23 protein-coding genes are annotated in these 26,884 nt (G+C 62.5%); 8 read left to right on the top strand and 15 right to left on the bottom strand.

What is annotated here, in order from left to right:
- Window positions 1–63: 63 nt before the first annotated feature.
- The 8 genes from BLQ55_RS09175 to BLQ55_RS09210 all read right to left on the bottom strand — a co-directional run bounded on the left by BLQ55_RS09175 (window position 64) and on the right by BLQ55_RS09210 (window position 10,516).
- Window positions 64–1,905 carry an ABC transporter ATP-binding protein gene (locus tag BLQ55_RS09175; RefSeq protein ID WP_092253501.1) on the bottom strand — a complete coding sequence of 614 codons (1,842 nt, stop codon included), beginning with the start codon at window positions 1,903–1,905 and terminating at the stop codon, window positions 64–66.
- A gap of 1 nt (window position 1,906) precedes the next feature.
- The gene (locus BLQ55_RS09180) at window positions 1,907–2,782 is read right to left on the bottom strand and encodes an ABC transporter permease (protein ID WP_092253503.1); all 876 of its coding nucleotides are present in this window, start codon (window positions 2,780–2,782) and stop codon (window positions 1,907–1,909) included.
- Complete coding sequence (locus BLQ55_RS09185) at window positions 2,779–3,735, bottom strand: ABC transporter permease (protein ID WP_092200018.1); 957 nt, start codon at window positions 3,733–3,735, stop codon at window positions 2,779–2,781. Before BLQ55_RS09185 ends, BLQ55_RS09180 begins: the two co-directional genes overlap by 4 nt.
- A gap of 40 nt (window positions 3,736–3,775) precedes the next feature.
- Window positions 3,776–5,422 (bottom strand): ABC transporter substrate-binding protein, encoded by a 1,647-nt coding sequence (locus tag BLQ55_RS09190; RefSeq protein WP_092199698.1) that lies wholly within the window; start codon window positions 5,420–5,422, stop codon window positions 3,776–3,778.
- An 84-nt stretch (window positions 5,423–5,506) separates the two neighbouring features.
- Window positions 5,507–6,781: an NAD(P)/FAD-dependent oxidoreductase gene (locus tag BLQ55_RS09195; RefSeq protein WP_092253505.1), complete on the bottom strand. Its 1,275-nt coding sequence runs from the start codon at window positions 6,779–6,781 to the stop codon at window positions 5,507–5,509.
- A 36-nt stretch (window positions 6,782–6,817) separates the two neighbouring features.
- The gene (locus BLQ55_RS09200; protein WP_092253507.1) at window positions 6,818–7,486 is read right to left on the bottom strand and encodes a haloacid dehalogenase type II; all 669 of its coding nucleotides are present in this window, start codon (window positions 7,484–7,486) and stop codon (window positions 6,818–6,820) included.
- Between the two features lie 357 nt (window positions 7,487–7,843).
- Window positions 7,844–9,169, bottom strand: coding sequence for an NAD(P)/FAD-dependent oxidoreductase (locus BLQ55_RS09205; protein WP_092253509.1), 1,326 nt, complete (start codon window positions 9,167–9,169; stop codon window positions 7,844–7,846).
- Window positions 9,170–9,631: 462 nt separating this feature from the next.
- Window positions 9,632–10,516: a LysR family transcriptional regulator gene (locus BLQ55_RS09210; protein ID WP_092253511.1), complete on the bottom strand. Its 885-nt coding sequence runs from the start codon at window positions 10,514–10,516 to the stop codon at window positions 9,632–9,634.
- Between the two features lie 96 nt (window positions 10,517–10,612).
- On the opposite strand from BLQ55_RS09210, the gene BLQ55_RS09215 reads away from it, so the two are divergent.
- The 3 genes from BLQ55_RS09215 (at window position 10,613) to BLQ55_RS09225 (ending at window position 13,757) form a co-directional block, all read left to right on the top strand.
- Window positions 10,613–11,749, top strand: a complete 1,137-nt coding sequence (locus tag BLQ55_RS09215) for a DSD1 family PLP-dependent enzyme (protein WP_092253513.1) — start codon at window positions 10,613–10,615, stop codon at window positions 11,747–11,749.
- A complete protein-coding gene (locus tag BLQ55_RS09220) occupies window positions 11,739–12,143 on the top strand; it encodes a RidA family protein (RefSeq protein WP_092253515.1) in 405 nt (134 codons plus the stop codon). Before BLQ55_RS09215 ends, BLQ55_RS09220 begins: the two co-directional genes overlap by 11 nt.
- A 126-nt stretch (window positions 12,144–12,269) precedes the next feature.
- Entirely contained in the window at window positions 12,270–13,757 is a 1,488-nt protein-coding gene (locus BLQ55_RS09225) for an aldehyde dehydrogenase family protein (protein WP_092199719.1), read from the top strand.
- Between the two features lie 84 nt (window positions 13,758–13,841).
- Here the strand turns inward: BLQ55_RS09225 and BLQ55_RS09230 are convergent, their stop codons facing one another.
- The 7 genes from BLQ55_RS09230 to BLQ55_RS09260 all read right to left on the bottom strand — a co-directional run bounded on the left by BLQ55_RS09230 (window position 13,842) and on the right by BLQ55_RS09260 (window position 20,433).
- The gene (locus tag BLQ55_RS09230) at window positions 13,842–14,342 is read right to left on the bottom strand and encodes a lipocalin-like domain-containing protein (protein WP_092253517.1); all 501 of its coding nucleotides are present in this window, start codon (window positions 14,340–14,342) and stop codon (window positions 13,842–13,844) included.
- Between the two features lie 65 nt (window positions 14,343–14,407).
- The gene (locus tag BLQ55_RS09235) at window positions 14,408–15,730 is read right to left on the bottom strand and encodes an NTP/NDP exchange transporter (RefSeq protein WP_092199726.1); all 1,323 of its coding nucleotides are present in this window, start codon (window positions 15,728–15,730) and stop codon (window positions 14,408–14,410) included.
- Between the two features lie 69 nt (window positions 15,731–15,799).
- Window positions 15,800–16,855, bottom strand: a complete 1,056-nt coding sequence (locus BLQ55_RS09240; protein WP_092253519.1) for an oxidoreductase — start codon at window positions 16,853–16,855, stop codon at window positions 15,800–15,802.
- A gap of 44 nt (window positions 16,856–16,899) precedes the next feature.
- The gene (locus BLQ55_RS09245) at window positions 16,900–17,160 is read right to left on the bottom strand and encodes a DUF2790 domain-containing protein (RefSeq protein ID WP_092253521.1); all 261 of its coding nucleotides are present in this window, start codon (window positions 17,158–17,160) and stop codon (window positions 16,900–16,902) included.
- A gap of 130 nt (window positions 17,161–17,290) precedes the next feature.
- A complete protein-coding gene (locus tag BLQ55_RS09250; protein ID WP_092253523.1) occupies window positions 17,291–18,664 on the bottom strand; it encodes a heavy metal sensor histidine kinase in 1,374 nt (457 codons plus the stop codon).
- Window positions 18,664–19,368 (bottom strand): heavy metal response regulator transcription factor, encoded by a 705-nt coding sequence (locus tag BLQ55_RS09255; protein WP_092253525.1) that lies wholly within the window; start codon window positions 19,366–19,368, stop codon window positions 18,664–18,666. Before BLQ55_RS09255 ends, BLQ55_RS09250 begins: the two co-directional genes overlap by 1 nt.
- A gap of 132 nt (window positions 19,369–19,500) precedes the next feature.
- Window positions 19,501–20,433, bottom strand: a complete 933-nt coding sequence (locus BLQ55_RS09260) for a LysR family transcriptional regulator (protein ID WP_092199741.1) — start codon at window positions 20,431–20,433, stop codon at window positions 19,501–19,503.
- A 124-nt stretch (window positions 20,434–20,557) separates the two neighbouring features.
- On the opposite strand from BLQ55_RS09260, the gene BLQ55_RS09265 reads away from it, so the two are divergent.
- The 5 genes from BLQ55_RS09265 to BLQ55_RS09285 all read left to right on the top strand — a co-directional run bounded on the left by BLQ55_RS09265 (window position 20,558) and on the right by BLQ55_RS09285 (window position 26,849).
- On the top strand, window positions 20,558–22,270 hold the full coding sequence (locus BLQ55_RS09265; RefSeq protein ID WP_218130104.1) for a dihydroxy-acid dehydratase: 1,713 nt from the start codon (window positions 20,558–20,560) through the stop codon (window positions 22,268–22,270).
- The gene (locus tag BLQ55_RS09270) at window positions 22,267–23,550 is read left to right on the top strand and encodes an aconitase X (protein ID WP_092253526.1); all 1,284 of its coding nucleotides are present in this window, start codon (window positions 22,267–22,269) and stop codon (window positions 23,548–23,550) included. The genes BLQ55_RS09265 and BLQ55_RS09270 overlap by 4 nt, the downstream gene beginning before the upstream one ends.
- Window positions 23,547–24,029, top strand: coding sequence for an aconitase X swivel domain-containing protein (locus tag BLQ55_RS09275; RefSeq protein ID WP_176814197.1), 483 nt, complete (start codon window positions 23,547–23,549; stop codon window positions 24,027–24,029). The genes BLQ55_RS09270 and BLQ55_RS09275 overlap by 4 nt, the downstream gene beginning before the upstream one ends.
- 93 nt (window positions 24,030–24,122) lie before the next feature.
- Window positions 24,123–25,400, top strand: coding sequence for an FAD-dependent oxidoreductase (locus BLQ55_RS09280; RefSeq protein WP_092199750.1), 1,278 nt, complete (start codon window positions 24,123–24,125; stop codon window positions 25,398–25,400).
- A gap of 84 nt (window positions 25,401–25,484) precedes the next feature.
- Complete coding sequence (locus tag BLQ55_RS09285; protein ID WP_092199753.1) at window positions 25,485–26,849, top strand: MFS transporter; 1,365 nt, start codon at window positions 25,485–25,487, stop codon at window positions 26,847–26,849.
- Window positions 26,850–26,884: the final 35 nt, after the last annotated feature.

Consider the following 26,884-nt stretch of genomic DNA (forward strand, 5'->3'; position numbering starts at 1 on the left):
TGCTCCGTTGCTCGACTGAAAAGAAGAAACGCTTGATGTCGACCCGCCTGACGAAACGCCGGTTCATGCATATGCCGCCACGGTCAGGTTGTTGGACTGCTGGGTCTTCATCAGTTCCGCACTGTCGTGGTGGCAGAGGATTTCACTGCCGCCCACAATCGTCCGCCGTTGCGGCGCGACGCAATTGCACAAGCCGTCGACCCGCACCGGGCAGCGACTGAGAAAGGTACACAGGCCGGGCACGTTGGCTTTGGGGCCAACGGACGGCAGCGTCTGGCAGGTCGTGGCCCCACAGGTTTCCAGCCAGCCCTGGCGCAGTTCCGGTACGCAATGGATCAGCAGGTCGGTGTACGGATGGAACGGCGTCTCGGCATAGGATTGGCGCGTGCCGGCCTGGATCTTGTGGCCGCTGTACATCACCACGATGTCGTCACACAGGGCGCGCACGGTGGAGATGTCGTGGCTGATGAACAGATAGGACACTCCCAGTTGCTGGCGCAGATCGCGCAGCAGTTCGAGAATCGCCGCACCGACCACGGTATCCAGCGCCGAGGTCACCTCGTCGCAGAGGATCAGGTCCGGCTTGGCCGCCAAGGCCCGGGCCAGGTTGACCCTTTGCTTCTGCCCGCCGGACAGTTCGTTCGGACGCCGCTGCGCCATCGCCCGCGGCAAACGCACCAGGTCCAGCAATTCGCCGATACGCTCGCGCAAAGCCGCGCCCTTGAGGCCGAAATACATCTTCAGCGGCCGGCTCAGGATCGTGCTGACGCTGTGCATCGGGTTGAGCGCGGTGTCGGCATTCTGGAAGACCATTTGGATACGTCGGAACTGCTCGGGGGTGCGCGACGACAGGCTGCCCCCCAGGGGTTGGCCATCGAAGGTCAACCCGCCAAGGGCCGGCATCAACAATCCGGCCACGACCCGTGCCAGGGTCGATTTGCCAGAGCCCGACTCACCGATGACACCAATGGCCTGACCCCTGCGAATCGTCAGGTCAATGTCTTCCAGCACGCGAATCGCCGGCATGCCTTGGGCATTTTTGTTGCCGTAGCCGGCGGTCAGCCCCTGGATGGTCAGCAACGGTGTGTCTTGGGCGATGTCGCTCGGCGGACGGATCGTCGTGTCCGGTCGCGCCGCCGCCAACAAGCTGCGGGTGTATTCATGGGCCGGGCCCTTGAGCAACGGTGCCGTGGCGCTGTGCTCGAAGATTTCACCGCCGTTGAGCACCACGATCTGGTCAGCCATCTGCGCCACCACCGCCAGGTCGTGAGACACATAGACGGCCGTGGCCCCACGTTCGCCGACCACTCGCTTGAAGGCCCGCAGCACATCGATCTGGGTTGTCACGTCGAGGGCCGTGGTCGGCTCGTCGAGCACCACCAGCAACGGATCGCTGATCAGCGCCATGGCCGCCATCACCCGTTGCAGTTGCCCGCCGGACACCTGGTGGGGGTAGCGCCGGCCAATGCGCTCAGGGTCTGGCAGGGCCAGGTCGCGGAACAACTCGATGGCCTTGGCTTCAAGCACCGCCCGACTACCCAAGCCGTGAATCAGCGCGCCCTCCACCACTTGGTCGATCAGCTTTTTCGCCGGGTTGAAGGCCGCTGCGGCGCTCTGGGCGATATAGGACACCCGGTTGCCGCGCAACTTCTGCAACTGGCTTTCGCTCGCCGCCAGCATGTCATGCTCGCCGACCTGCACCACGCCGCCCGCCAGGCGACAACCGCGCCGGGCATAGCCGAGCAGCGCCAGGGCAATGGTGGTCTTGCCGGAACCGGACTCACCGATCAACGCCAACACTTCGCCTTTTTGCAGGGAAAAGCTGACCCCCTTGACGATGTCCACTTCACCGCGCTCGCCACAGGCGACCACGCGCAGGTCCTGTACTCGAATCAATTCGCTCATTTCAATGACCTCCCGAACGTCGGCTACGCCGCGACGACAACCGGTCGATGAACAGATTCACACCGATGGTCAGGGTGCCGATGGCCAGGGCCGGAATCACAATGGCCGGCGCCCCCTGATTGAGGCCACCGATGTTCTCGCGCACCAGCGAGCCCAGGTCGGCATCCGGCGGTTGCACGCCCAGCCCCAGGAAACTCATGCCACTGAGCAGCAACACGATAAAACCGAAGCGCAGGCCCAGGTCCGCCAGGACCGGGTTGAGTATGTTCGGCAGGATTTCCACACAAGCGATGTACAGCCGGCGCTCACCACGGGTACGGGCCACTTGCACGTATTCCAGGGCTTCGATATTCACCGCCATGCTGCGGGCGATGCGGAAAGCGCCGGGGGTGTAGCTCAACACCGCCGTGCAGATCAGCAGGGTGACCGAGGAGCCGAAGGCCGAGACCATGATCAGCGCCAACATCTTGCTGGGGATCGAAATGAACGCGTCCATCAGGCGACTGATCAGCTCATCCAGCCACTTTGACGACACCACCGACAACAGCGCGAGACTGGTTCCCAGGGTGCTGGACAACACCGCGGCCACCAACGCCAGGCCGACGGTGAAGCGTGCGCCGACGAGGATCCGGCTGAGCATGTCGCGGCCCAGGTAATCGGTGCCGAACGGGTACGTCGCGCTGAGGCTGTCGAAGACGTTGTCAGAGACCACTTCCCCCACCGGATGCGGCGCCAGCCAAGGGCCGAAGATGGCCACCAGCAACCAGATCACACACATCGCGGCACCGACCAGGCCAAGCCAGGACTTTGCGTGGGCGTCTTTGCCCAGCCCCAGCGCAACGGCTGCCGTCGGGGACTTCACAATGAGGTTGTTCATTGGTTTCTCAGCCTCGGGTTGGAAAGGATGGCGCACAGGTCGGCAATCAATACCAACGCCAGATACGCCGTACAAAACAACATGGTGCAGGCCTGGACCAGGGCCATGTCGCGGTTGGTCACGGCATCGACCATCAGGCTGGCGATGCCGGGGTAGTTGAAGATCGTTTCCACGATCACCACCCCACCCAACAGATAGGACAGGCTCAGGGCGATGGCATTGGCGATGGGGCCAATGGCATTGGGCAAGGCATGGCGAAGGACGATCCGGATATTGCTGACGCCCTTGAGCCGGGCCATTTCCACGTAAGGGCTGTCGAGTTGATCGATCACCGCCGCCCGGGTCATGCGCGACATTTGCGCGACAATCACGCAGCACAGCGTCATCACCGGCAAGGCGTAGGTGCGCATGAATTGCCAGGGTGAGGTGATGTCACTGGCGTAGGACAGTGCCGACAACCAGCCCAGGTTCACGGCGAATATCAGCACCGCCAAGGTGGCGACCAGAAACTCCGGCACCGCCACCATGGTCAAGGTGAAGAAGCTCAGGAAGCTGTCGATACGCCCGCCTCGTCCCATCGCCGAACCGATACCCAGGGCCAAGGCCACAGGCACCGACACCAACGCCGTGGCAGCCGCCAGCATCAAGGTGTTGGGGACCCGGCCGGCCATCAAGTCGACGACCGGCGTGGCATTGGACATCGACATCCCCAAGTCACCGCTGAGCAGGCTCGTCAGCCAATGCAGGTAACGCAACACACCGGGCTGGTCCAACCCCATTTTCATCCGCAGGGCCGCCACCTGTTCCGGTGTGGCGAACTGGCCCAGCGCCTGTTGCGCCGCGTCCCCCGGCAGCACTGCCGTGATGGCGAACACCACCATGGAGACAATCAACAAGGTCACGACCGCCGCCCCCAGGCGACGGCCGATCAACCAGAGTGTGTTGCTGTTCATCATCCGACCCTCATGCAATATGGCACAAACCTGACGGTCATCAGGCATCCAGCCAGACTTGCTCGGCAAACATGTAGCCCATGAAACCGCCCAGGGGGTTGGCACCGTAGCCCTTTACGCGCTGATCGGCGCCATCGATGTTGCTGATGAATACCGGTACACCGATGCCACAGTGCTCATGCACCAGCACTTGCATGTCGCCGTACATCTTGCCGCGCTTGACCTCGTCGGTCTCACCTCGGGCCTGCACCAACAGCTGGTCGAACTGTTCGTTTTTCCAACCGGATTCGTTCCACGGTGCGCTCGACTGGAAGAACTGCGAGAACAGCATGTCGGCATTGGGCCGCGGGTTGATGTTGCCAAAGCTCAATGGGTGCTTGGCCCAATGGTTGGACCAGTAGCCATCGCTCGGCAGGCGGTTGACGTTGAGCTTGAGTCCCGCCTCCTTGGCGGACTGCTGCAGCAGCACCGCGACGTCCACCGAGCCGGTCGCCGCTGGCGAGCACATCAGCGGCATGCTGATGTCTTGCATGCCGGCCTTCTTGAGCAGGAACCTGGCCTGTTCCGGATCGTAGGCCCGTTGCGGCAACTCGGCATTGTAGAACCGTGCACCAGGTGCGATCGGATGATCGTTGCCGACCCTGGCATAGCCCCGGAAGATCGCCGACTTGATCTGTTCCCGGTCCAGCAGCAACTTCATGGCCTGGGTGAATTCCGGGCTTTGGCCCGGCATCTGGTCCTGGCGGATGATCAGGTCAGTGTAGTTGCCCGACGGTGAATCGATGACCTGGTGCTTGGCGCTGGCCTTGATGCGAGTCGTCGAACGTGGGTTGACCTCGTTGACGATGTGCACGTCCCCCGACAACAGGGCGTTGATCCGTGACGATTCGTCGGCAATGCCGATGAATTCGATCTCGTCCAGGTACGGCAAGCCGGGTTTCCAGTAGTTGGTGTTGCGCACACCAATGGAGCGCACCCCGGGCTTGAACTCCTTGACCTTGAACGGACCGGTACCGATGCCCTGGCTGAAATCGCTGGTGCCCTCGGGAACGATCAACATGTGGGAGACGGCCAGGATCGACGGCAGCTCCGCGTTGGGACCGCTCAATTGTATCTGCACTTCGTGGGTGCCGACGGCTTTGACTTCGGCGAACTGCGACGCCAGCGGCAGGACCTTGGAGCCGGTGATCGGGTCCTTGTGCCGCAGCAGCGAAAACACCACGTCGGCGGCGGTCAGTGCCTTGCCATTGTGGAAGGTCACTTCCTTGCGCAGGCTGATCACCCAAAGCGTGGCGTCGGTGGTGTCGATACGCTCGGCCAGTTCCAGTTGCGGCACCATGTGGCTGTCGAAACGCGTCAGCCCGTTATAGAACATGTAATGGCGCACATAATCGGTGGACGACGAACCTTTGGCCGGGTCCAGGGTGTCGGTGGTGGAACTGGTCGAGCCGGCGACGCGAATGCGCCCGCCAGGCTTGCCTTTGCCAGGGGCGGCGGCCTCCTCATCGGCGAACAGCTTGCCGGCGGCGCCGAACAGGCTGCCCGCGCCCGCCACGGCCACCCCGGCCAACCCCAGCATTTGCAATGCATTGCGGCGTGACATGCCGCGATTGAGCCCTTCGAAAATGCGCAGACTTTCCGTACCTGTTATCAGCTGGGTGTCGATACTGTTTTTTTCGTCAGTCATGTCAGTTCTACCTTTCGGAAATGATAAGGCTCGATTGCGCGCGATTAACGCAATGTGTTGAAACGTGAAGCGTCACCCCGCAACTCAGTGCAAATAGTCTTGGAGGCGGTAGTACGCACCGACCAGAGGCAAAAACCAGGGTTTGCCGAAATGACCGGGGATGGCCGGCCAATCGAGTTCGCGCCAAGGGTTGGCCTCGACCTTGCCCGCCATGACGTCGGCCATGACTTGCCCCATGTGCACCGACATCTGCACACCATGGCCGCTGTAGCCCATGGAGTGATAAACCCCTCCGTGCTGGCCGGCCCGGGGCAGCCGATCGGAGGTCATGTCCACCAATCCGCCCCAGCAATAATCGATCTTCACCTGGGCCAGCTGCGGGAACATCTGCACCATCGCCGCGTGCAAGACTTTGCCGCTCTTGGCATCGGACACGCTGTCAGACATGGCAAACCGTGCCCGCCCGCCAAACAGCAGACGGTTGTCCGGGGTCAGGCGGAAGTAGTTACCGATCATGCGGCTGGTGACATAGGAGCGGTGTGCCGGCAGCAAACTGTCGATCAGCGCCTGCGGCAACACCTCGGTGGCGATCACGAAGCTGCCCACCGGCACGATCCGCCGCCGATACCAGCCCAACCCACCCTGCTGGGAGGTGCCGGTGGCCAGCAGGACCTGCGTGGCCTGTAGCGATCCCTTGGTGGTATTGACCCGATAGCCGCCGGCACTGGCTTTCCAGTCCGTGACGGACACGCCCTGGAAAATCAAGGCGCCGTGACGGACGGCGGCCTCGGCCAACCCGACCCCGAAGCGCCCGACGTGCATCTGCACGCCATTGCGCTGCAACAAGCCGCCATGGAACTGGGCCGAGTTGACTTCAGCGCGGGTCTCTTGCGCAGACAGCAATTCGACCTCGGCATCGACCTCTCGCCGAATCAATTCGCAGGTGCGCGCCAAACCTTCGTAATGCAAGGGCTTGGCCGCCAGCTTGAGCTTGCCATTGCGTGTGAAGTCGCAGGCAATCTGTTCCTGCTCCACCAGCGAGACGACGCTCTGCACAGCGCTTTCATAGGCCTGGTAATAGGCGCGCGCTTTATCAGCGCCGAGGCTGGCACTCAGGGCCGCGTAGTCCTGGGCCACGCCGGTATTGCACTGGCCGCCATTGCGCCCCGACGCCTCGCCAATGACCCGCCCGCCTTCCAGCACCACGACATTGGCCCCCTTCAAGGCCAGGGCCCGGGCCGCGGCCAGGCCAGTGAAACCACCACCGACGATGGCTACATCGACCTGCCCGGGCAACGCACCGAGCTGGGCACCGGTAAATGCCGGTGCGGTATCGAGCCAATAAGACTCACTGCCCATGTCTAACCCCTTATGCCTTGAAGAGTGCCCAAAGACTCAGAGACCGACCAGGCCGGCCAATCCGCCGATGTCCGGGATCTGGTGGTAGTTGTAGCCAGCGTTTCCAGGCAGTTCATGACCACGGGCCACGAACGCTTTGTGCTTGATCTTCATGTCGTGGGCCGACATCAGGTCATAACGGAAGCTCGAGGACACGTGCAGGACATCCTCCGGCCCGCAGCCGAGGTTATCGAGCATGAATTCGAAGGCCGCCAGGCGCGGCTTGTAGGCTTGGGCTTGTTGAGCCGTGAAGACTTTATGGAACGGTGCGCCGAGCTTGTCGACGTTGGACATGATCTGCTCGTCCATCGCGTTGGAGAAAATCACCAGGGGAATCTTGTCGGCGATTTTCGACAGGCCGGCCGGTACGTCGGCATGGGGTCCCCAGGTCGGGACGGCATCGTAGTAGCGCTGACCTTCGCCTTTGTACTCGACACCCCAACGCTTGCAGACCCGGGCCAGGGCAGTCTTGAGAATTTCATCATAGGGCCGCCAGTCACCCATCACCTGGTCCAGGCGATAGGCCGAGAAATCCTTGACGAACTGGTCCATCTGCTCGGCGGGGACCCGATCGGCGAACAGTTCGCGCGTCATGGTCCCCATCTGGAAGTTGGTCAACGTGCCGTAGCAGTCAAAGGTAATGAACTTGGGGCGAAGGAAGCTCATGAGTGCAGTCCTGAATGATGGTTGAGGTCATGAGGGGCAAGCGGTTGCGCCGTTCCGAAAGCCTGGGTGCAACGCTGCATCACGGATTTATTACAGCATCATGAGACCGTGCATAAACGGTTAAAAGTATAGGTCCCTTGGCACAAACCACCGTTTTTCGGGGCCTGCTCAGCAGACTGTGCGGGATGCGCCATGCACGGGCATTTGCGCCGTTTTCAAGGCTTTTGCGGACGTTTATGGTGCGTAAAGAACCGCTGGGAAACGCCACCAACGGCAGAATCTGCGCCTGCAAACGAAAACGGGCGCATCCCCTGAGGATGCGCCCGTTCATTGTTTTGCCGGTGAGTTTCCAGCGCCTCAGAACTCCGCGACCTTGCCCCAGGCCGAAGATTGAAAACGGTCCGGATGATAGGGACGCGGATCAACCAGCGGGGGCATGTCACAGACTATGTCGGCGATCAAATGGCCCGCACCCGGGCCGATGCCGAAGCCATGACCACTGAACCCTGCCGCCAGCACCAGGCCAGGCAGGCTGGCCATCTCGCCGATGCCCGGGACACCGTCCGGCGTGCTGTCCACATAACCTGCCCAGGCGGCGGTGACCGACGAGGTTTTCAGCATCGGGATCAGGTCTACCGCGCGCTTGTAAGTCAACTCGACCGTCGAGGCGTCTGCCTTCGGATCGAGAATTCGCATGCGCTCCATCGGCGTCGGCTGGTCCAACCGCCAGCGCCCCAAGCCCTCGTGTCCCGATTGAAAGCCTTCCAGGCCACCGGGGGCCAGCTTGCGCCACCGGCGCTGGAACATCGGCAGGAACTGCGGGGCGAAACGCAGCAATTGCAAGGTCGGGTCAACACGCCCTCGGCCACTGATGGCCAGCGTGATCCCGCCATCGGAGCGACGGGTCATGGAGACTTCATCCGTGTGGAGCGCGTCCGGTATCTCTTGGGTGCTCTTGGAGACCGACAATATCGTCTGGCGAATGGACGCCTGGGGAAACCGGATGCCGTACTGACGGCAGAAAGAGGACGCCCATGCGCCACCGGCGAGCACCGCGAGCCTGGTGCGAATGGTGCCCTTCTCGGTGACGACGGCAGACAACCGGCCCCCCTCGGTCTCGAGGCCACGGGCGGCACAGCCCTGGTGCACCGTGCCGCCCAGTTTAATGATGGCCCGTGCGACCGCCGGGGCGGCACGGGATGGGTCTGCCGTACCGTCGGTAGGTGAAAAGACCCCGCCTTTCCAGGGCTTGCCGGTCACCCGGCCATGTTGAGCGGCCTGCTCCGCCGTCAGCATGTGGGTTTTCACATTGACGGTACGGGCGAACTCCCCCCATTTCGCCCAACCGGCCAGCTCTTTCTCGTTGTTGCTCAGGTAGAGCAAGCCACACCTTCTGAAACCGGTGTCCTCACCGGTCTCTGCCGCGAACTGCTCCCAAAGATCCAGGCTCTTGGTCGACAGCGGCAGTTCACGAGCGTCTCGATTCTGCTGACGGCACCAGCCCCAGTTTCGACTCGATTGCTCCGCACCCACGCGGCCTTTTTCCACCAGCGCGACCTTCATGCCGCGCTTGGCCAGGTAATAGGCCGTGAAGGTTCCGATAATGCCGCCGCCGATCACGACAACGTCAGCATGCGTCGGAAGCTCAGAATTCGTCTCTACGGAAATTAACGGTGCTGGCATTTTAGGGATGTCCATGAAGGCCGGGGAATTTGAAGGTACGTCTTCTTCAGGCGGTCGCGGGTGCATCGGCCATGCACTGAGGGTAGCGACCAGGGCAAGCCGCTACTCCGTTCTGGAAGCATCAGTGCCACGCTGAATCATGGTGTTATTACAACACCAAGAAACCGTGCATAAACGGTTAAAAGTATAGGTCGCCTGGTACAAACCACCGTTTTGCGGGATGTGTTCAGCAGACTTTGCGGAGTGCTTCGGATGGGAGGTTTTGATCATCTGGTCCGAGGGTCACATCCGGCATTCATTTAGCTGGGCCACCGCTATCGCGAGCAAGCTCGCTCCCACATTGGATTTTCGGCAGACAAAAATAGGTGCTCAGTCCTCTGTGGGAGCGAGCTTGCTCGCGATGACGCCGGCCCATTCAACGTCCCATCGACGATGAAACCACCTTCGCGGGCAGTCTGCCGATCATGCTTTCAATGCCTCCTCCAGAAACGCCACCAAGGCCTGCACCCGCGGGCTACGCAGTTTTCGTGAAGGCACCAACAGGTTGATCGGCGCACTGTCGAATTGCCAATCCGCCAACACCCGAACCAGACGCTTGTCGGCAATGGCATCACTGACATCCCATTGCGAACGCAGCACCAGCCCCAGGCCTTGCTCGGCCCAGCGTCGAGCCACGCTGCCATCGTTGCTCAGCATCGCGGGCTCGATGCGCAGGGTTCTACGCCCCTGCCCCTTGCGCAGGTGCCACAGCGTGACATCTTCATCATTTTCACGAATGCAAATGCAGCGGTGCCCGGCAAGTTGCTCAGGTGACGACGGCGTGCCGTGCTGCTGCAGATAGGCAGGGCTTGCGCATAACCATCGGTCATTTGAGGTGAGGAGCCTGGCGACCCACAGGCTGTCATTGAGGTGACCGATGTGAATCACCGCGTCGCTGTCATGGCGATCCGGCCATGGCGTCTCGCGTAAATCCAGGTGCAGGCACAACTGAGGGTGCAGCCTGGCGAAACGCGCCAGCAGCGGCGCAATGCGTTGCCGCCCATAGCCGAACGGCGCCGCCAGCCTGAGGGTGCCAACCAACTGCTCGTCCCGTTGCTTGAAGGACTCCGGGAGCGCTTCCAACTGCTCCAGCAAACGCGCGCTTTCCCGGGAGAAACGCTCGCCATCGGCGGTGAGACTCAGGCGTCGGGCATCGCGATTGGCCAGCGTCAGGCCGAGCAGCGTCTCCAACTTGCGCAGACGCATGGACAGCGCGGGAGGTGAGACATTCAGGATTCTGGCGGCGGCGCTCAACGATTCGGCGCGCGCCAGCGTCACGGCCAGACGCAGGTCCTCGATGGAGATCATTCAATTCTACTTAATGATTGATGACGCCTCATTGAAGCACACCTTCACGACGGCTTTGTAGAGTGGGCCCTGTACCCAGCCATTCGAGCCCTTCTTATGTCAACCTCTCTTGCCGCCCTCGATACCCCCGCCGCGCTCGTGGATGTGCCGCGCATGCAGCACAATATCCAGCGCATGCAACAACGCATGGATGCCCTGGGTGTGCGTTTGCGCCCGCATATCAAAACCAGCAAATGCCTCCCCGTGATCCAGGCGCAGCTCGCCGCGGGAGCCAGCGGCGTCACGGTTTCGACCTTGAAGGAAGCCCAGTACTGTTTCGCTGAAGGCATTCGTGACGTTTTCTATGCCGTCGCCATCGCGCCAGGCAAACTGCCCCAGGCCTTGCTGCTGCGGCGCCAGGGCTGCCAGTTGAGCCTCCTCACGGACAGCCTTGCCGCGGCCCAGGCCATCGTCGCCTTCGGCCAGCAACACAACGAACGCTTCGACGTCTGGATCGAGATCGATTGCGACGGCCATCGATCCGGCCTGCACGTCGAAGACGATTCACTCCTTGAAGTCGCTCGGATACTCAGCGAGGGTGGCATGCCGCTTCGCGGGGTGATGACCCATGCCGGCTCAAGCTATGAACTCGACACCCCTGAAGCGCTGCGAGCCCTGGCCGAACAGGAGCGCGCTCTTTGCGTCAAAGCGGCCCAACGACTGCGCGAAGCCGGGTTCGCCTGCCCGGAGGTCAGCATGGGCTCGACGCCTACGGCCTTGTCGGCACTGAACCTGGAAGGCGTCACTGAAGTGCGCGCCGGCGTCTATGTGTTCTTCGATCTGGTGATGCACAACATCGGTGTCTGCCAGGCCGACGAGTTGGCGCTGAGCGTGCTGACCACTGTCATCGGTCATCAGAAAGACAAAGGCTGGATCATCACCGATGCCGGTTGGATGGCCATGAGCCGTGACCGCGGCACGCAGCGTCAGCAGCGGGATTTTGGTTATGGCCAGGTTTGCACCGAAGCCGGCGATTGGATCGAGGGCGCGTTGCTCACGGGAGCCAATCAGGAGCACGGCATTGTCGCGCTTGAAACGGCCGAGGGTGTCGACCTCACCGCGCGTTTTCCCATCGGTAGCCGCCTGCGCATCCTGCCCAACCATGCCTGTGCCACAGGCGCGCAATTCCCGGACTATCACGCGGTTGACGCCGAGGGTGGCGTGCACACCTGGAGTCGTTTGCATGGCTGGTAATCAAGCAGGCTCGATCCATTTGATCAGCACGGCCAACGCCGCTGCGCCGGGTGGACATTACGCCCAGGCGGTGGTGCATCAGGGCGTTCTGTATGTGTCCGGGCAACTGCCCATACGCGCCGATGGCGTCCACAGTGCCGACCAATCGTTTGAGGTCCAGGCCGCCATCGCCCTTGATAACCTGGTGGCGATCCTCGGCGCAGCGGGCCGAAGCACGCGCGACCTGCTGAAGGTCACGGTCTATGTCGCAGGTATCGAACACTGGCCCGCGTTCGATCGAATCTACGCCCGTTACCTGGGAGAGCATCGGCCAGCGCGAGCGGTAGTGCCCGTGCCGGCCTTGCATCATGGCTACCTGATCGAAATCGAGGCGATGGCCCTCGCCACGGGGTAATGCCAAGTTAGCCCGGCAGATACGGCAGATTCTCCTTTGCGCACTCGAACAACGGCATTTTTTGTCTGGGCCGCTTTGTTAGCTTATTGAGCAGGCTCGACAGACCGCTCTAAAGGAACACCTTGGATGATGACTCAATCTTCGAATAGCTACAGCGTTGATCCGCAAACAGCACAGCTGTTTTATATCAATGGCGGTTGGTCCGCGCCGGTCAGCCCGGCCAGTTTGCCGGTGGTCAATCCGGCGACCGAAGAGGTCGTCGCCCAGGTCGCCAGCGGGTCTGCCGAGGATGTCGATCGGGCGGTCGCGGCGGCGCGTGCCGCGTTCGCCGGTTGGTCTGTCACTTCTACGGCGTCGCGTGCGCAGGTGCTGGGCAAGCTCCATGAGCTTATCCTTGAGCGCAAAGAAGATTTCGCCCAGGCGATCTCCCTGGAAATGGGCGCAGCCATCGGTTCTGCACGGGCGATGCAAGTGCCCCTGGCCGCCGAACACGTCCGGGTCGCCCGCGACCTGCTGTCCACTTATCGTTTCCAGACCGTCGAGAACGGGACCGCGATCCAACGCGAACCCATCGGCGTCTGCGGCCTCATCACCCCGTGGAACTGGCCGCTTTATCAAATCACCGCAAAAGTCGCCGCGGCGCTGGCGGCCGGCTGCACGGTGGTCCTCAAGCCCAGTGAACTGTCTCCGCTGAGCGCCCTGCTGTTTGCGCAAGTGGTCCATGACGCGGGCGTTCCACCGGGCGTCTTCAACCTGGTGAACGGCAGCGGCCATGTCGTCGGCGCGGCGATGGCCGCCCATCCCGACATCGACATGATCTCGATTACCGGCTCGAATCGCGCGGGCGCGCTGGTGGCCCAGGCGGCCGCCCCGACGGCGAAACGGGTCGGGCAGGAACTGGGCGGCAAATCCCCGAACATTCTGCTGCCCGATGCCGACTTTGCCAAAGCTGTCCCATTGGGCGTGATGACGGCGTTGCGCAACGTCGGACAATCCTGCAGCGCCCCTACCCGGATGATCGTGCCCAAGGACCGGTTGGCGGAGGTCGAAGCACTGGCGGTCGCCACCGCCAACGGGATCATCGTGGGTGATCCGCAATCACCGGAAACGGTACTGGGCCCCATCGCCAATGAAGCCCAGTTCAATCGCGTGCAAGCCATGATCGAGACCGGTCTGCATGAGGGCGCCAAACTGCTCTGCGGCGGGCTCGGACGCGTGCCGGGGTTTGAAAAGGGCTTCTACACCCGCCCGACTGTTTTCTCCGAGGTGGATAACGCCATGCGGATCGCCCAGGAAGAAATCTTCGGGCCGGTGCTGTGCATCATTGCCTACGAAAGCATCGACGAGGCAGTCGCTATCGCCAACGACACAATCTATGGGCTTGGCGCTCATGTTCAATCGCAGGATCTTGAACTGGCGCGCGCGGTGGCTTCTCGAATTCGCGCGGGGCAAGTGCTCCTGAATTACCCCGCCTGGAATCCCATGGCGCCATTCGGCGGCTACAAGCGCTCGGGCAATGGTCGTGAGTACGGCGTCTTCGGCCTCGAGGAATACCTGGAAACCAAGGCGATCGTTGGGTTTGGCGAATCGCCTGAAGGCTCTTCGCGTACCTAGGCACCCTTTTCTCGCCGCGCCTCGGGCTTCGGTGCCAGCCGTCCACACTGCGATGGCAGATGTGCCCGAATGCCCTCGGGCACATCACTTCACACGCTCCCAGACGATGTGGACCTTCGCCCCATCGGGGCGGCGAAAATCCTCCACCATCTGGTCGCCGTCGACCTTCAACTGCAGGTCGTCCCGGGTACGCACGGCGCCCACCCAGTTCGGGAACGTAGAGCCCTGGACGGTATTGCCCGTGAACTCACCGTTCTGGTCGACGGTGTATCGCCCGAAGAAACCGATGCTTCCCGCCATCGCCGCCCGGTTTTCCTCATCGGTGCCTTCGCCACGCGCATTGGATCGAAACACCGGCACGCGCGGATCAGTGAGTACTTCGACAAACGTCAGCTCTGGCGTGAACACAAGCCAGCCATGAGGGTTGGGGCCATAAGCCTCCGATCGGTTGCCCTGACTCTCAACGGTTGCGCTGACCATGCGCCATGTCCCGACCAAGGCGTTTTCTTTGCCCGCAAACACGCTGGAGAATGCCAGGAAGGCAATCACCGCACCGACCGCCAGTACCTTTTTTTTCAAACTCATCCGCATCACCTTTCACTCGTCGCAACGATGCGACGGACAATAAAGTAGTTGGGTTGGCACGGTCTTCATGCCCTGGCCGCGATGGCCGCCAAGCGCAGCTCCCGGGAAGCGGCGTTGTCCGCCCGCCGCCCCAATTGCCAGCCCAAGTAACCCCACAGCAACGCGCAACAGGCGCCAATCATCGCGGCCGGACCGGCGCCCTGCCCTAGCAGGTCGAGCAGACTCTTGGCCCAGCCGCTCAGGGCGTCACCCGCGCGATAGACCACGGTATCGATGAAGTTCTTGGCCTTGTATTTGCTCTCGGCATCCAGGGGGGCGAACAGCATTTCCCGGCCCGGCCGGACGAACGCGTACTCGCCGATCCGTCGCACGATCATCAGCGCTGCCAGCAGCGCGAACCCCGGCGCCAACGCCAGGCCGAGGAAACCGATGCACATGAGCAGCGGCACGATGGCCAGCAAGGCACGGACCCCCAGCCTCGGCGCGATACGACCGGTGATGAACAGTTGGGACAGCAACGCACCGGCCTGCACGATGATGTCGATAGTGCCGAAGATGCGCACTTGCGCCGCGCGATCCGGATAGAGCTCGGCCACCAGGCGCGCCTGTTCGAAGTAGAGAAAGGTGCTGACCGTCGCCAACAGCACGACGAACCCGGCGATTCCCAACAGGTAAGGTGACCTGAGCACCGCCGTCAAACCGCTGAACGGATTACCTTGTAGTGGCTGCCGGGGGCTTTGCGTCGGCGCGGCGCCGGGACGGCCCGCCCCACCCTTTTCGCGCCACCCCATCAACGCTCGTTTCAACACCAGCGTGGCCCCCAGCAGCAAGGCCGCCAGCAACATCAACCCCGAGGCGCCGAGAGGACCGATGAGCAGCGCGCTCAAAGCCGGGCCCAGCAGGCCGCCAACGCTGGCGCCCGCGGCGATGAAGGCAAACAGACGCTTGGCCTGCTCGCTGTCGAACACATCCGCCATCAGGCTCCAGGCCACGGAGACGACGAACAGGTTATAGACCGAGATCCAGACGTAAAAGACCCGGGCCAGCCAGATACTGTCCGGCTGGAACTGGAACAGCTCGACGAACATCAGCAGGTTGAAGCCAAAGAAGCCGTACACCCAGTCGATCAGGCGCAGGCGCGGCACTCGGGAGCTGAGCCAGGCGAACAACGGCACGGCCGCCAGCATGACCAGGAAGGTCGCGGTAAACAGCCATTGCAAATTCTCCACCCCCGCTGCGATGCCCATCGACTCACGGATCGGACGCAGCATGAAGTAACCGGTGAAGAGGCAAAGAAACAGCAGGAACCCGCACAGCGCCGGACGCAACTCGCCATCGCGGGCGTTCAGGGCGAGACTCAGCCGGTGCACATAGGAAGGCGTACTCATAGGGACTCCGGGGAGACGGCAACAAGGCAAAGGTCAAGCGCGGGACGGACGCCCGCGCCCAGGGTCGTATCAGCGATAGGTCACGCCGGTCAGGCGCTCGGAGACCGCCCAGAGTCGCTCGGCGTCCGCCTCCGCGCTGGCGGCAGGCGGCGTCTTGGCGAACCCCAGCGGACCGCGTCTTTCTCCATCACCGGTCGGGCCGTAATAAGCCCCGCCTACGGCTTGGGCAGCCGTGGCGGCATATAACGTGGGCAGCGCCCCTTGTGCCGCTGAGTGGTACGCGTCGCGGTCCTTTGCCCAGCGCCGACCGAACTCGCTGTCCAGGCCTGGACCTCGTTCGACCAGCTCGGTCACGGCAACGCCGGGGTGCGCCGCGATGCTGCGAATGCCCCAGTTTTCGGCGTCACTGCGCCGCTGCAAGGCAAAGGCCCAGTGCAGCACGGCCAGTTTCGATTGTGCGTAGGCCGCGTAGGGGTCGTATTTCTGCTCGCTCTGGAGGTCATCGAGGTTCATCGCGCCACGCGCAGCGGCAATGCTTGACAGGCTCACCACCCGGGCATCCTCGCTTTGACGCAAGAGCGGCACCAACAGGCCGGTCAGCGCGAAGTGCCCCAGGTAGTTGGTGGCCAATTGAAGTTCAAAGCCATCGGCGGAAGTCCCCCGCTCGGGAGGCGCCATGACGGCGGCGTTGTTGATCAACACGTCGAGGCGCGGCAGTCGCTGATTGAGCCGCTGGGCCAGGCCGCGCACCGACGAAAGATCGGCCAGGTCCACGGCCTCGAACTGTACCTTGGCGTCGGGCACGGACTGGCGAATACGCGCAATGGCCTGCGCACCGCGTTCCGGGTTGCGCGCGGCGATGATCACGTCGGCGCCGGCGCGCGCCAAGGCCAGCGCGTCCTCATAGCCCATGCCACTGGTGCCACCGGTGATCAGGACAATCCGACCTTTCTGGGACGGCATGTCGCCGGTCGACCAGTCTGGTTTCGGTGCGGCGCGAGCGGACGCTTCGATACTCGCCGCACTGAGCAGCGCGAAGCCAGCGGCAAGGGCTTTCGCCAGTCTTCCAAGCCGGCTGATGTTGCTCATGCGGCCAATGGCGGGGGTTGTTGTGCTATTCCACATGGTGATGTTCCCTGTCTGAAGAATGAACCGGCATCGCCGGACGGTCACTGTCTCGAGCACGCCTCGGCCAACTGCAGAAAGCTGAGGTGTTTCTTTACCCCTTGGGTATTCAAGTAGGTCATCTTCGCTTGCACGACCTCGCACATCGGCGGTGTCGGTGCCTCGATACGGATGACCTTGGCGATGTCCAGCGGCATGCCATATTCGTAGGCCGGGACTTGCGTTTGTTCTTTGGCGAGCAGCGGCGAACCGCTCAGGGCGATGACGACCAGCAGGCCGGCAATCGACAGGTTTTGAGTGTTCATAGTGGACTCCACGACACTGTGTCCTCGGGGGACGGTCGTAGCACTTTAGGCGGGGGCGACTGACGTCAAGGTGACTGCTGGCTGACGGGAAGATGTCAAACGCGGGTGGGTTTTACTCGCGGGGCGACGACTAAGGCGCCGCCTGGTTCATCAAGGAAAATCCGAAGGTGTTGAGCCCGTTCTCGCTGTGGGCGAACACGCGCCCACCGTGCATGGACGCCACCGCACGCACGATGGAAAGGCCCAGGCCGTGGTGCGCATCGCTTCGCGTCCGGGCGGCGTCGGCACGGTAGAAACGCTCGAACAAACGCTCCAGGTGCACGGTGTCGATGGGCTCGCCGGCATTGGAAACGCTCACCTCGACCTGCATGCCGTGGTTGACCAGGCTTACCGTGACAGTGCTGGTCGGCACGGCGTATCGCGCCGCGTTCTGTAGCAGATTGGCCAGGGAGCGGTGAAAAAGACGTCGGTCGATGCACACGCGCATGTCGCCCTGGATCACCACGCTCAGCTGTTTGTCGTGCAACACCGGCTCCAGATACTCCACCGTCTTCGCCGCCTCTTCATAAAGCGAGACATCGCTGAGCTCGGTTGCCCGTTGGCCGCTCTCCGCGCCGGCCAGGAACAGCATGTCGTTGACGATGGTGCCCATCCGCTCCAGCTCTTCGAGGTTCGACTGCAGCAAGTCCTGAAGCTCGCCCACCTCACGCCCGTGGGCCAATGCCACCTGGGTCTGTCCGATCAGGTTGGTCAAGGGCGTTCGCAGTTCATGGGCGACATTGGCATTGAACCCTTCGAGCTGGCACCAGGCCGCTTCCTGGCGAGCCAGGGCGCCGTTGAACGACACCGCCAGTTCCTGCAATTCGCCCGGCAGCGCCTCGGTGTCCAGTCGCTGTTTCGAATCCCCCGGCGGCAGGCTATTGGCTTGATGGCTCAAGCGCCTCACCGGCCCCAGGCCGAAGCGCGCGATCCAGTAACCGAGCAGTGCAACCAAACCGATACCCAACGCCGAGGTCAGGATCAGTATTTTGGTGAAGTGGTCCAGGGTCTTCCTGAAGGGCGTTGAATCCAGCCCCACGATAAAGCGCAGTTCCGGACGGTCGCCCATGGCCGCAATGGTCTTGAGCAACACCATCATGGGACGCTCGCGCTCAGGGAGGTCGAGGGTAAAAAGCCCATCGGAGCGCGTCGACCAATCCTGGCCGTCCGGCATCGCCCCGCCGTAGCTGAAGGCCGGGTCATCGACCAGGATCCAATAGCGGACCCGTTCATCGGCGGGCGTCAGGCCGTCGAGCTTCTGGCGCAAGCCGACCCAGAACGTCGGCGAATCGTATTTCGCCAGCACCGGGTCGAGCACGGAATGGCGCAGGATCAACTCGTTCTGCATCTGCTCATCGAGCGATTGCTTCAAGGAACAACGCAGTAGCGTCGCGCTGATCGACATGATCAGCAGGACAGCGAGGGCGAACATCAGGGCGAGCCGCTTGGCGATCGATCGTTTCATCAAGACGTACCGCTTTGCCTGCCACTTTCCTCGCGGCTTTCCAGTACATACCCCATGCCGCGAACGGTATGCAGCAGCTTGCGTGGATACGGGGCATCCACCTTGGCGCGAACCCGCTTGATCGCGACCTCGACCACGTTGGCATCACTGTCGAAGTTCATGTCCCAGACCTGCTCGGCAATCATCAGCTTGGAAAGGATCTCGCCCTGGTGCCGCGCCAACAGGCTCAACAGGCAGAACTCCTTGGCCGTCAGGTCCAGCCGCAGCCCTCCCCGGGTCACTTTGCGCGCTTGCAGATCGACCTCCAGGTCGTCGATGCGCAGATGCGTCAGGTCGGCCGTGTCACCCGTGCGGCGACGGATCAAGGCCTGGACGCGCGCGACGAGCTCGGCAAATGAAAAAGGTTTGCCCAGGTAATCGTCGGCACCCTCGCGCAGGCCGCGAATGCGATCATCCACCGTCCCCCTGGCCGACAACATGATGACCGGGGTTTTCTTTTGCAGGCGCAGGCCTTGCAGCACGTCATAGCCGTCCTTGCCCGGCAGCATCACATCCAGGATCACCACGTCGTAGTCCCATTCCAGCGCGTAATGCAGCCCATCAATGCCATTGGTCGCGACGTCGACAATATAGCCAAGCTCGGTCAAGCCACGATGGACGTAGGAGGAGGTTTTTTCTTCGTCCTCGACAATGAGCAAACGCATCAGCTGATTCCTCTGCGGCAACGGGGGCAACCCAATGAGTCTAGACAGTGAAGGTGTCTGGAGGCTGACCGCTTCCTGACATTCTTGTCAGAAACGGTTCAATGGCCAACCTCGACGCACGATAACCACGGCTCAGATGGATACCGTTTCCGCGGGAGAGAAGTCGGCGAGCAATTCGATGAAGGATTGACGCAACCAACGATTCGCCGGGTCATGGTGGAACCGCGTATGCCAGTAAAGATGAATGTCGTAGCCGCAAATGGCCCAAGGCAGCGGCACCAGGCGCACATCGGTGATTTCGGCGAAACGTCGGCCGACCGCCAGGGGCACGGTGGCGATCATGTCGGACTCGGCCACCAGAAACGGCACGCCCATGAACCGTGGCAAGCTGAAGCGCACCCGGCGCGTGACGCCATGGGCGGCGAGTTCACGGTCCAGCACACTCATGCCTCGCTCTTCGGCCTGGACCGCGACGTGCACGGCCTGCTGGTACTGTTCGGCACTTATGCTGTCGCCGATGGTGGGGTGATCGTTGCGCACGATGCACACGAACGAGTGGCTGTACAGCGCCCTATTGCGGATCGAGGTGTTGAGCAGGCGCGGGAAATAGCCGATGGCCGCGTCCACCTCGCCAGCGTCCAGGCCCTCCTCCAATTGCTCCGACGACAATGCCTGGGTGCGAATTCTCAAATTCGGCGCGGCCTTGTCGAGCATGCGCATCAGCCGGGGCAGGAACACCATTTCGCCAATGTCCGACATGCACAGCACCAGTTGTCGGTCGGAGTGTTCGGGGATGAAGCCCGTGGACGGCAGCACTTCGCTGCTGACCATCTCCAGGATCCGCTGCACCGGCTCGGCGATCTGCAGGGCCCTGGCGGTAGGCTGCATGCCGCGGGAAGTACGGATGAACAAAGGATCGTCGAACAGCGTGCGGAGCTTGGCCAGGGCGAAACTCATGGCAGGTTGGCTGAGCCCCATGAGATCGCCGGCCAGGGTCACGCTTTGCTTTTTGCGCAGCGCATCGAAGACTTTCAGCAGGTTGAGATCGACGTCCTTGATATCCATATTTTGGATTTTATCTATAAGTGAAATAAGGTTTTCGGATTCTAGGTCGAAGCCTAGACTCGGCACAAGATCGTTAACTCGATTAACCGAATTGACATCCCCCATAACAATAACGGAGCACACCATGCCCAAGAAGCTGCGCAGCAATTTCCCCTACGGCTCCTATTTATGGGCCGTACGCGCCGCCCAGTGGCGTGCCTTGGGCATCGACGAAAGCGAGTTGGAGAAACCCAAGATCGCCATCGTGAACTCATCGTCCAACCTGGCGATCTGCTTCAGTCACCTGGATGGCATCGCGGAGGTCCTCAAGCAGTCGATACGCGATGCCGGCGCCCTGCCCTTCGAAATTCGCACGGCCGCCCCCAGCGACTTCATCACCGGTGCCGGTGCCGGCGGCGCCTACATGCTCGCTGCCCGCGACCTCATCACCAACGATATCGAAGTCGCGGTCGAAGGGGCTCAGCTCGACGGCATGATCTGCCTGGCCTCTTGCGATAAAACGGTACCCGGCCAACTGATGGCTGCCGCCCGCCTGAATATCCCGACCCTGGTGGTGGTCTGCGGCTACCAGCCAAGCGGCGAGTACAACGGCAAGCATGTCGATATCGAAGACGTGTTCATCAGTTCCATGCACGTGGTGACCGGCAAGCTGCCGGTCGATGAGCTGGCCGGCATGGCCCGCAATGCCATCAAGGGGCCCGGGGTCTGCTCGGGGATGGGCACCGCCAACTCGATGCACCTGGTGTGCGAAGCCCTGGGCATGGCCCTGCCCGGCAGCGCACCGATTGCCGCCAACAGCCCGCAGATGTTCGATTTCGTGCGCCAGGCCGGCCAGCGCATTGTGGAAATGATCGAGGAAGACCTCAAGCCTCGGGATATCCTGACCCCCAATGCCTTCGCCAACGCCGTCGCGACCATTCTCGCCGCGGGCGGCTCCGTCAACACCATCAAACATATGCAGGCGGTAGCCGCCGAAGGCGGCGTCGAGGTCGACGTCTATCAACTCTTCAGGGACCTGGGAAACAAGGTGCCGGTGCTGGTCGGTGTAAGGCCGGTGGGAGAACACAGCATCGAGCAGATGGAGGCCGCGGGTGGCGGGCGTGGGCTGCTCAAGCGCCTGGAACCGCTGCTGCATGGCGACGTGCTGACGGTCACCGGGAAAACCCTGAAGCAGAATCTGCAAGGGGTGACCGTCAGCGATGACGCGGTGATACGCCCGCTGGACAACCCCTTCGCCACCCAGCCCGCCATCGTGATGCTCAGTGGCAACATCGCGCCCCAAGCGGGCATCGTCAAATACGGCATCGACCCGAACAAGATGCGCCGCTTCGAAGGCCCTGCGATCTGTTTCGAGCGCTCCGCCGATGCGATCCAAGCCTTGCAGGATGGCCGCATACAACCTGGCCACGTGGTGGTCATGCGCGGTGCCGGTGTGCGCGGCGGCCCGGCCATGGGCGGCGGCGCCTCGAAAGTGGTATTCGCCATCGACGGTGCCGGGCTCGGCGACCACGTGGCCATGCTGACGGACGGCCATCTTTCAGGGTTGGTGTGCAAGGGGCTGGTGGTGGCCGAAGTCGCGCCTGAAGCGGCCGTCGGTGGTCCGTTGGCGCTGGTCGAGGACGGCGACATCATCACCATCGACCTGGACCACAACAGCCTCGACGCCCATGTCAGCGAAACCGACATGCAGGCGCGGCGCGCCCGTTGGCAGCCTCTGGCGCCGCAGTTCGGCGGCGGCTGGCTGGATATCTACCGCCATAACGTGTCTTCCATGGAGCGCGGTGCGGTACTGATCAAGCCGCGCGACATCACCCACGCCGGAGAACAACCGCAATGAGGTTGCGCGACGACGAGAAAGCCATGCTTGCCGGCGATCAAGGCCCGGCCGTGCAGAAAGCCATGGACCTGCTGGTGCGTTATGGCGAGGCCCTGGATGCACAATGCCTGGTGGACACGCGGAATGTGGCCGGAACCATCGGCGCCACCACCCCTTTCCTGCGTCAGTACGCCGAACGTGAGGGCGGCATGGACGCGGTGTTCAGCGAGTTCAACCTCGACAGCGCCGAGGTGGTACAGATCCCCAAGGTCAAGGTCTTCAGCAGTCACCTGCAACAAGGCATCGACCCTCGGCACGCCAAGCGCCAGGGCATTGGCGAGGACGTGGTGCGCATTTATGAAACCGGCCAGGCCTACAGCAGCGGCCTGGGCGTCCAACCGTTGAACACCTGCACGCCTTATCAAGTCGGCAACGTACCGGTGAAAGGCGAGCACTGCGCCTGGATGGAGTCTTCCGCCGTGATCTACATCAACTCGGTGCTCGGCGCCCGAACCAATGCCGAGGGCCGGGAAAGCACCGGCGCGGCGATGCTGACCGGCAAGATTCCCTATTGGGGCCTGCACCTGGACGAGAACCGTCGCGGCACCCACCTGATCCAGTTGGACATGGACGTGAGCACCACGGCCGATTGGGGACTGCTCGGCTACTGGGTCGGTGAGCAGGTGCAGGATTGCATCCCGGTCATCGAAGGGGTGAGCCACCAGCCCAATCTGGCTCGCCTCAAGCACTTCGGCGCGGCGGCAGCTTCCAGCGGTGGCGTGGAGATGTATCACCTGGTCGGGGTCACGCCGGAAGCACGCACCCGCGAGCAAGCGTTCGGCGCCTCCCGGCCTTCAGCCATCTTGCGCTTCGGTGAAGCCGAACGGCGCTGGGCCTATGAGCAAGTCAACGTCACGGCGCACGATGCACAAGTCGACTTCGTCATGCTGGGCTGTCCGCATTACAGCCTCGAACAAATCTGGGAAGTCTGCCAACTGCTGGAAGGCCAGCGCCTGAGTGCGAACACCGAGCTCTGGATATTTACCGCCGCGTCGATCAAGCAACTGGCTGATGTGGCCGGTTACACCCGCATCATCGAGCAGGCCGGCGGGCATGTGATGACCGATACCTGCTCGGCAATCGGCAAGGTGCTGCCCGAGGGCACGCGCGTGGCGGCCGTGGACTCGGCCAAACAGGCCCATTACCTGCCGGCGATCATGGGCATCCAGGCGTGGTTCGGCACCACCGCCGAATGCATCCAGGCGGCCATCGACGGCCGCTGGAAAGGAGTATTGAGATGAGCGCAACCTTTACCCTCCGAGGCCGCAAGGTCGTTGGCGGCTGCTTCGAAGGCGAAGCCCTGGTGACCCATGACCGCATCTCTGGCTGGGGCGGCATCGACCCGCGCAGCGGCACCGTCATTGAGACCCGCCACGAACTCAAGGGCATCAGTTTTGCCGGCAAGGTGCTGGTATTTCCGGGGGCCAAGGGCTCGTCCGGCTGGTCTTCGCAGTTCCACATCGCGCGCCTCGCCGGCGTGGCCCCTGGCGCCATGCTGTTCAATGAAATGACTGCGAAAATGGGCCTGGGCGCGGTGGTCGTGCACGCACCCGCCATGACCGGCTTTACCGAGGACCCGCTGGAGCGGATCCGTACCGGGGACTGGGTGCGCGTCGATGCCGACGCCGGGATCGTCGAAGTGACCCCACGCTCATCGTGCAGTGACCCGCCCCTACCGCAACAGCCCAACGCTCCGCAGCGAACGCCGGCGCCGTTGTAACCCGAAGAAACCCGCTGAAAACAACCGCTCCCCGTGGTCATCGGCCAACGGGTTCGGGTTCGGCTGCCTTTTTTACCCCACAAAGGAAGTTTTATGGCTCATGTCATTCGCACGGTACGCCGTACCAGCGCCCCCACCCCGCAACGCCTGCAGGCTGATGTCTGCATCGCCGGCGCGGGTATTTCCGGTATTTCCGCCGCCCTGGAGGCCGCCGCGCTCGGCAAGCGCGTCGTGCTGTTCGATGCCCTGCCCATGCTCGGTGGCCAGGCGGTCGGCTCGATCATCGGGACTTTTTGCGGTTTGTTCTCCAATGGCCCGAACCGCCAGTTGCTGACCCATGGCATCGCCGACGGCATCCTTCGCGACCTGGGCGCCTCGGGTGATTTGCACCAGGCCATCGGTCCCTTGACCACCGTGGTTTACTACGACGAAGTGGCCCTCGGTCGCTGGATTGGTCAAAAGGTGCTCGACGCTGGCATCACCGTGGTGCTCGGTGCGGTGTTGCGTGAGGTGGTGCGCGAAGGCCCGCGGGTCCAGGAAGTGGAGTTGGCCACCCGTTATGGCGACGTGCGCGTGGCGGCCAACGGCTTTATCGATGCCAGCGGCGATGCGGCACTGGTCTGGAACGCCGGGCTCGCCTGTCGCGAACCGGACACCCCCATCTATGGCACCCAGATGTTTGTCCTAGAGCATATCAATGAGGCCCACCTGCCGACGCGCGCGCAATTCACCGAACGGGTCAAGGAAAAAGCCAGGCACTACGGCATCGAGCGCGACGACGGCCTGTTCTTCCAGTTCCCCGGACGCGGCACCGCGGCGTTCAACATGACGCACATCGAAACGCCGCTGGATCCGGTTGCCGCGTCTCACGTCGCCCTCGCCGGGCGCCAACAGGTGGACCAGGTGATCCACTTCCTCAAAGCGGAGTACCCCCAGGCCTACGGCAAGGCCAGGGTGCGAGCGTATGCATTGCCCGGCATTCGCCAGACCCGCTGGATCGTCGGCCAACATCACCTGACCACCGATGAAGTGCGAGCCGCTACGATGTTTCCGGATGCGGTGGCGCGCACCTCCTGGCCGGTGGAATTGCACGGCGACAGCACCGGTTACCAGTGGGAGCCCTTTGGCGACGACCATGTCCACAGTGTGCCGTTGCGCAGCATGCTCCCCGAAGGCAGCGATAACCTGGTGGTCGCGGGCCGCTGCATTGACGCTGACGCGGCCGCGCTGTCGAGTGTGCGCGTGATGGGGCCGTGTATCGCCATGGGGGCCGCGGCCGCCCATGCACTGGATCTGGCTGGCCCGGACGGGCGCCTGAGTGATATACCCGCGCAGGTGTTGCGCGAACGGCTGGCGTTCAATCTGGAATAGGTTTTTCAAGCAGTTCGATGCGCCCGCCATGTGAACGGGGGGGCGCCACTCCGACAACAATAAAAAATGCAGTGGAGAACGCACATGTCACAGTCCCGTACCCTGGATGTCGCGGCGCTTATAGAGGCGCGCAAACTGTCACGTTTCAACTACGTGGTGATTCTGGTTTCGGTCTTGATCACCTTCCTCGACGGCTTCGACTTGTTGGTGCTCTCCCACACCGCCTCCTACATCGCCGATGAGGTCGGCCTGGACAAGATCCAACTGGGCGAAATCTTCTCCATCGGCCTGCTGGGCATGATGCTGGGCGGGTTCTTCTTCGGTTACCTGGGGGATCGCATCGGACGGCGCCCCACCATTCTGTTTTCCACCTGCTCGTTCGGCCTGTTGACGTTGCTGTTTGTCATGGCCGACAGCTACGAATCGCTGATGGTCCTGCGTTTTTTCAACGGCTTCGCCCTGGGCGCCATGTTGCCGTTGTGCTGGGCCTTGAACATCGAGTTCGTTCCCAAGCGTTATCGCTCCACGGTGGTCACCATCATCATGGTCGGGTTCAGCCTTGGCAGCGCGATGGCCGGCCCGCTGACGGTGTGGCTGGCGCCGCATATCGGTTGGCAGGGCGTGTTCGTGTTCGGCGGTGTGGTCACATTGTGCGCCTGGGTGCTGTTGTTGTTCACCCTGCCCGAATCGGTGCGTTTCCTGGCCAGCAAGCGCCAGGCACCGGAGAAAATCGCGGCGATTCTCAAGCGCATGGACCCGAACCTGGACGTGCTTCCTACTGACCAATTCGTCCTGCTGGACGAGCCGGACATCGGTCGCCAGGCATTTCGGGTCAGCCAGTTGTTCATCGGCCGCTTGAAATGGATCACGCCCATGATCTGGCTGGGCTACTCCGCCAGCTCCATGGCCATGTATTTCCTCGCCTCCTGGAGCCCGCTGGTCTATCAATACGCTGGCTTCGACCGCGCGACAGCGTCGTGGGTCAGCTCGATCGCATCCTTCAGCGGTGCGATGGCGGGCCTGGCGATGATGCGTTTCGTCGATACCCGTGGACCGTACATGGTGATGATCTATCCGTTGCTGGCCTTGCCTTTCCTGCTGGTACTGGGCATCACCGGCATGCAAGGCACCGCGTTCCTGATGTTGAGCCTGGTCGGCGGCGTGTTCGTCAAAGGCTCCCACTATGGGATCCTCAGCATCGCCGGGGTGTTCTATCCCAGTGCCATTCGCGCCAATGGCGCCGGCTGGGCCACCTCCATCGCCAAGATCGGCTCGATCCTCGGCCCATTGCTGGGCGCCTATGTGCTCAATAGTGGCCTGCCGGTGGTCAAGAGTTTCCTGGTCCTGGCGGTCTGCCCCGCCGTGCTGGCGGCCTGTGCCTTCGTCATTGGCCACCTGACACGCCGCCATCGTGGGGCGGCCCCCCTGCCCGCCTCATCACAGACCTGAGCACCTTTCTGCCGGCTTACCGCGCCTGACCCAGG

Source organism: Pseudomonas sp. NFACC13-1 (assembly GCF_900104425.1).
Taxonomy (GTDB): Bacteria; Pseudomonadota; Gammaproteobacteria; order Pseudomonadales; family Pseudomonadaceae; genus Aquipseudomonas; species Aquipseudomonas fluorescens_AA.

Coding starts and splice junctions, on each gene's coding strand:
- BLQ55_RS09270 (WP_092253526.1), top strand. CDS start 22,267: ATGAGGTTGCGCGACGACGAGAAAGCCATGCTTGCCGGCGATCAAGGC.
- BLQ55_RS09180 (WP_092253503.1), bottom strand. CDS start 2,782: ATGAACAACCTCATTGTGAAGTCCCCGACGGCAGCCGTTGCGCTGGGG.
- BLQ55_RS09265 (WP_218130104.1), top strand. CDS start 20,558: ATGCCCAAGAAGCTGCGCAGCAATTTCCCCTACGGCTCCTATTTATGG.
- BLQ55_RS09210 (WP_092253511.1), bottom strand. CDS start 10,516: ATGATCTCCATCGAGGACCTGCGTCTGGCCGTGACGCTGGCGCGCGCC.
- BLQ55_RS09285 (WP_092199753.1), top strand. CDS start 25,485: ATGTCACAGTCCCGTACCCTGGATGTCGCGGCGCTTATAGAGGCGCGC.
- BLQ55_RS09255 (WP_092253525.1), bottom strand. CDS start 19,368: ATGCGTTTGCTCATTGTCGAGGACGAAGAAAAAACCTCCTCCTACGTC.
- BLQ55_RS09195 (WP_092253505.1), bottom strand. CDS start 6,781: ATGGGCAGTGAGTCTTATTGGCTCGATACCGCACCGGCATTTACCGGT.
- BLQ55_RS09245 (WP_092253521.1), bottom strand. CDS start 17,160: ATGAACACTCAAAACCTGTCGATTGCCGGCCTGCTGGTCGTCATCGCC.
- BLQ55_RS09275 (WP_176814197.1), top strand. CDS start 23,547: ATGAGCGCAACCTTTACCCTCCGAGGCCGCAAGGTCGTTGGCGGCTGC.
- BLQ55_RS09280 (WP_092199750.1), top strand. CDS start 24,123: ATGGCTCATGTCATTCGCACGGTACGCCGTACCAGCGCCCCCACCCCG.
- BLQ55_RS09240 (WP_092253519.1), bottom strand. CDS start 16,855: ATGTGGAATAGCACAACAACCCCCGCCATTGGCCGCATGAGCAACATC.
- BLQ55_RS09185 (WP_092200018.1), bottom strand. CDS start 3,735: ATGAACAGCAACACACTCTGGTTGATCGGCCGTCGCCTGGGGGCGGCG.
- BLQ55_RS09230 (WP_092253517.1), bottom strand. CDS start 14,342: ATGAGTTTGAAAAAAAAGGTACTGGCGGTCGGTGCGGTGATTGCCTTC.
- BLQ55_RS09205 (WP_092253509.1), bottom strand. CDS start 9,169: ATGCCAGCACCGTTAATTTCCGTAGAGACGAATTCTGAGCTTCCGACG.
- BLQ55_RS09250 (WP_092253523.1), bottom strand. CDS start 18,664: ATGAAACGATCGATCGCCAAGCGGCTCGCCCTGATGTTCGCCCTCGCT.
- BLQ55_RS09190 (WP_092199698.1), bottom strand. CDS start 5,422: ATGACTGACGAAAAAAACAGTATCGACACCCAGCTGATAACAGGTACG.
- BLQ55_RS09175 (WP_092253501.1), bottom strand. CDS start 1,905: ATGAGCGAATTGATTCGAGTACAGGACCTGCGCGTGGTCGCCTGTGGC.
- BLQ55_RS09260 (WP_092199741.1), bottom strand. CDS start 20,433: ATGGATATCAAGGACGTCGATCTCAACCTGCTGAAAGTCTTCGATGCG.
- BLQ55_RS09235 (WP_092199726.1), bottom strand. CDS start 15,730: ATGAGTACGCCTTCCTATGTGCACCGGCTGAGTCTCGCCCTGAACGCC.
- BLQ55_RS09225 (WP_092199719.1), top strand. CDS start 12,270: ATGATGACTCAATCTTCGAATAGCTACAGCGTTGATCCGCAAACAGCA.
- BLQ55_RS09220 (WP_092253515.1), top strand. CDS start 11,739: ATGGCTGGTAATCAAGCAGGCTCGATCCATTTGATCAGCACGGCCAAC.
- BLQ55_RS09200 (WP_092253507.1), bottom strand. CDS start 7,486: ATGAGCTTCCTTCGCCCCAAGTTCATTACCTTTGACTGCTACGGCACG.
- BLQ55_RS09215 (WP_092253513.1), top strand. CDS start 10,613: ATGTCAACCTCTCTTGCCGCCCTCGATACCCCCGCCGCGCTCGTGGAT.